This window comes from Microbacterium sp. K41, assembly GCF_004794395.1.
GTDB lineage: Bacteria > Actinomycetota > Actinomycetes > Actinomycetales > Microbacteriaceae > Microbacterium > Microbacterium sufflavum.
This window is the reverse complement of sequence record NZ_SSDO01000137.1, coordinates 1-4,136: the sequence shown is the minus strand read 5'-3', so window position 1 is coordinate 4,136 and position 4,136 is coordinate 1. Positions and strand designations below refer to the sequence as shown.

The window sequence follows — 4,136 nt, the reverse complement described above, 5'->3', positions numbered from 1 at the left end:
TGCTGCGCGCCGAGCAGCCGACGGTGCTCGCGGTGCAGGAGGCCCTGCCCGCGCAGGCGCGTGCGATCCGGGCGGCCCTCGGCCCTGCGTACGGCTCGATCGGCCACGGTCGGCGTCCCGGTCCCCGCGGCGAGGGATGCCCGGTGTTCTACGACAGGGAGCGGCTCGAGCTGCTCGACGGGTGGCAGCGCGCGCTGTCCGACCGTCCCGAGGTGCCGGGCTCGATCGCGTGGACGAGCGTCCTGCCGCGGGTCGTCGTGGGCGCGCGGTTCCGCGACCGGCGCTGCGGGGTCGAGTTCACGCTCCTCAACACGCACCTGGACGCGTTCTCGCCGTGGGCCCGGAGGCGGCAGGCCGCAGAGGTGCATGCCGCAGCGGTCGCGGTGCGGACACCGGTCGTCGTCACCGGAGACCTCAACGCGGCCGAGGGCTCGGCGCCGTGGCGGGCACTCACCGCGGACGGGGCGCTGCGCGACACCTGGCGTGTGGCAGACACCAGGGCGACGCCGGCGTGGGGCACGTTCGCGCATTACCGGACGCCCCGGGTCGGCCGACGCATCGATGCGATCCTCGCGTCCGCGGAGGTGCACGTGGTCCGGGCGGGGATCGATCCGCGGCAGCACGGCGGCGGCTGGCCGTCGGACCACCTTCCGGTTCAGGCCCTGGTCGACTTCGCTCCGCCGGCACCGGGTCCCCTCGGGGAGGGCGCATGAAAGACGACTTCCTCCGCCCGCCCCGCACCGTCGCCGAGTACGCGGCCGACGCCGTGCGGGCGATCGGCGTGCTGAGCGTGATCATCGCGGCGATCTGGTCGACCCCCACCGACGCGGGCGTGCTGGCGTTCGCGCTCCCGGCCCTCATGCTGCCCCGAGCGCTCGGCTTGCGCGGGGGAGCCGACCTCGCGGTCGGAGCGATCGTGCTGATCGCGGCCGTGAGCAACGTGTTCGACCTGTACCGCTCGCTGCCGGGCTGGGACCTCGTGGTGCACTTCCTCTGCACGGGGGTGATCGCCGCCACCGGCTACGTGGTGCTCGCGCGCCTCGGCATCGTCCCTCCCCAGGGCTCCCCCGCGTTCCGCCCGCGTCTCCCGCTCGTCGTCTGCCCGCTCATCGGACTCGCGGCCAGCGCGCTGTGGGAGATGGTCGAGTGGGCGGGCCGCACATTCATCACGACGGAGATCTTCGTCACCTACGAGGACACGATCGGGGACATGGCGATGGGCGGGCTCGGCGCCCTGGTCGCGGGAGCCGTCGTCGCGGTGGTCGGACTCGAGCGCGATCCGCGCCGCTGAGACGGGAAACTGCGGGCCGATCCCCAGAGTGGAGCTCGGCCCGGGTCAGTAGACTGAACTCACCGCGCGGGAGTGGTGGAATTGGCAGACACGCAGGATTTAGGTTCCTGTGCCTTACGGCGTGTGGGTTCAAGTCCCACCTTCCGCACGACGGGTGCTGTGGCATCCCTCATCGCACTACCGCCGACAATTCACGACCGACGGGACTCCTTCCGTGCTCGAAAGCATGCTGCACGCACCGACCGCCCTCATCCCCTGGCTGGATCCGCAGACGATCATCGCCGCGGCAGGGCCCTGGGCACTGCTCGTCGTGTGCTTCATCGTGTTCGCCGAGACCGGGCTCCTGGTCGGCTTCCTGCTCCCCGGTGACACGCTCCTGATCATCGCCGGGCTGCTCACCCACACCAGCAACGTCTTCGGCGTGAACATCTGGGTCGTCACGCTCCTCATCGCGCTGTCGGCGTTCATCGGCGGCGAGGTCGGCTACTACATCGGCCACAAGGGCGGTCCGGCCATCTTCGAACGCAAGGAGTCCGGCCTCTTCAGCAGGAAGAACGTCGAGCGCACCAACGCCTTCTTCGAGCGGTTCGGCGGCATCACCGTGATCCTCGCCCGCTTCGTCCCCATCGTGCGCACCTTCGCCCCGGTCGCGGCCGGCGTGGGCCACATGCCGTGGCGGCGCTACACCCTCTACAACCTCATCGGCGCGATGCTGTGGGGCTTCGGGCTCACTATGGTCGGCTACCTGATCGCGTACATCCCCTGGGTGCGCGACCTCGTCGTCGACTACATCGACGTGATCCTCCTGATCGCCGTCGGTGGCACGGCCGCGGTCACGCTGTGGCACTACCTCACGGAGCGTCACAAGGCGAAGAAGGCCGCGGCGGCGGGCGAGGATGTGGTGACCGACCACCGCGAGGCCGAGGAGCTCGCCCTCGATCCCGAGGTGTTCGACCGCGCGCCCGACCTGGACGGCGACGGCAAGCACTGACCCGGTCCACCGGGTCCGGCACGTCAGCCGGCGCTCTTCGCGCGCTTCTCCTTCGACCGCGCCACGCTCGCCCGCAGGGCCTCCATGAGGTCGATCACCTCGCCGCCGTCCGCCGCCTTCTCGGTGTCTCCGAAGGTCTCCGCGACATCGAAGGTCTCCCCCGCGTCGATCTTCGCGTCGATCAGGGTCCGGAGCTCCTTCTGGTACTCGTCGACGAACTCCTCGGGGTCGAAGTCGGCGGAGTAGCTGTCGACCAGGGAGGACGACAGCTCGAGCTCCTTCTTCGAGATCCGCACGTCCTCGTCGAGCGAGGGGAACTCCGCCTCGCGCACCTCGTCCGACCAGAGCAGCGTCTGCAGCACCAGCACCTTGCCCCGCACGCGCAGCGCCGCGAGTCGCGTCTTCTGCCGCAGGGTGAAGCGCACGATCGCCGTGCGGTCGGTCTGCTCGAGCGTCTTGCGCAGCAGCACGTACGCCTTGGGCGACTTCGAATCCGGCTCGAGGTAGTAGGGCTTGTCGAGCGTGAGCGGGTCGACCTGGTCGGACGGCACGAACTCGACCACGTCGATCTCCCGGCTCTTCTCCGCCGGGAGGGCCGCGAGGTCGTCCTTGGTGAGCACGACCGTCTGTCCGTCCTCCACGTAGGCGCGGTCGATGTCGGAGTACGCGACGGTCTCGCCGCACACCTCGCACGTGCGCTGATAGCGGATGCGCCCGCCGTCCTTGTCGTGCACCTGATGCAGCGGCACGTCGTGGTCCTCCGTCGCCGAGTACACCTTGACCGGGACGTTCACGAGCCCGAACGTCAGTGCGCCCTTCCAGATGGTCCTCATCCCACCAGTAGACACCAGCCCCACCTGTCACGACCAGCCCTTGACTACGCTGGGCCCATGGTGGGAGAGGCGCAGGTCGTGCAGATCGACGGCCGACGGCTGCGCGTCACGAACCTCGACAAGATCGTGTACCCCGCCACCGGCACCACCAAGGGCGAGATCATCGCCTACTACACCGCGATCGCGCCGCAGCTGCTGCCGCTCCTGCACGGTCGCCCCGTCACCCGGAAGCGCTGGGTGGAGGGGGTGGGGACCGCAGAGGCCCCGGCCGACGCGTTCTTCACGAAGCAGCTCGAACCCGGCGCCCCGGAGTGGATCGCCCGCCAGGCCATCCAGCACTCCGACGGACCGAAGGAGTATCCGCTGGTCGACGACGTGCCGACGCTGGTGTGGCTCGCCCAGGTGGCCGCGATCGAGCTGCACGTGCCGCAGTGGCGGTTCACGGCGGACGGTCTGCCCGGACGCCCCGACCGCCTGGTGCTCGACCTCGATCCCGGCCCGGGCGTCGGGCTGCCCGCGTGCGCCGAGGTCGCCCGCCTGGCCCGGGTGCTCCTGCGGGGCATGGGCCTCGATCCGCTCCCGGTGACCAGCGGCAGCAAGGGCATCCACCTCTACGCCGCCCTGCCAGGGGAACAGACCAGCACCGAGGTCTCCGCGGTCGTGAAGGAGCTCGCCCGCATCATCGAGAACGAGCACCCCGACCTCGCCACCAGCGTGATGTCGAAGGCCGTCCGTGGCGGGCGCGTGTTCCTCGACTGGAGCCAGAACAACGCCAAGAAGACCACGATCTCCCCGTACTCGCTGCGGGGGCGCGAGCGGCCGTGGGTCGCGGCGCCGCGCACGTGGGACGAGCTCGACGATCCGGGGCTCGCGCACCTCGAACTCGACGAGGTGCTGGCACGGGCCGCCTCGGGCATCGATCCGCTCGCATCGCTCCACCCGTCCCCCCACACCGCCGCTCCGGTCGCGGCGCCTCCCGCGCGCGAGTCCGCGGTCGCCGCCACATCCCGGCCGGCCGAGT

The 4,136-nt window shown here is 70.6% G+C and carries 5 protein-coding genes and 1 tRNA gene; 5 read left to right on the top strand and 1 reads right to left on the bottom strand.

What is annotated here, in order from left to right; all coding sequences use genetic code 11:
• The 4 genes from DW309_RS03100 to DW309_RS03085 all read left to right on the top strand — a co-directional run.
• Window positions 1–713: endonuclease/exonuclease/phosphatase family protein (locus DW309_RS03100; RefSeq protein ID WP_136044529.1), on the top strand; the 713-nt coding region annotated here is incomplete at its 5' end.
• Entirely contained in the window at window positions 710–1,291 is a 582-nt protein-coding gene (locus DW309_RS03095) for a DUF2238 domain-containing protein (protein WP_136044528.1), read from the top strand. The genes DW309_RS03100 and DW309_RS03095, both read left to right, overlap by 4 nt.
• Before the next feature lie 66 nt (window positions 1,292–1,357).
• Window positions 1,358–1,439: transfer RNA gene (locus DW309_RS03090), tRNA-Leu, on the top strand.
• A gap of 78 nt (window positions 1,440–1,517) precedes the next feature.
• Complete coding sequence (locus DW309_RS03085; RefSeq protein WP_136030635.1) at window positions 1,518–2,282, top strand: DedA family protein; 765 nt, start codon at window positions 1,518–1,520, stop codon at window positions 2,280–2,282.
• A 23-nt stretch (window positions 2,283–2,305) separates the two neighbouring features.
• On the opposite strand, the gene ku is transcribed toward DW309_RS03085, so the two are convergent.
• Window positions 2,306–3,115, bottom strand: coding sequence for a non-homologous end joining protein Ku (ku, locus tag DW309_RS03080; RefSeq protein ID WP_136030633.1), 810 nt, complete (start codon window positions 3,113–3,115; stop codon window positions 2,306–2,308).
• Window positions 3,116–3,172: 57 nt separating this feature from the next.
• Here ku and ligD point away from each other — a divergent pair.
• Window positions 3,173–4,136, top strand: a 964-nt coding sequence (ligD, locus tag DW309_RS03075; protein ID WP_205812598.1) for a non-homologous end-joining DNA ligase, incomplete at its 3' end; no start/stop codon positions are given.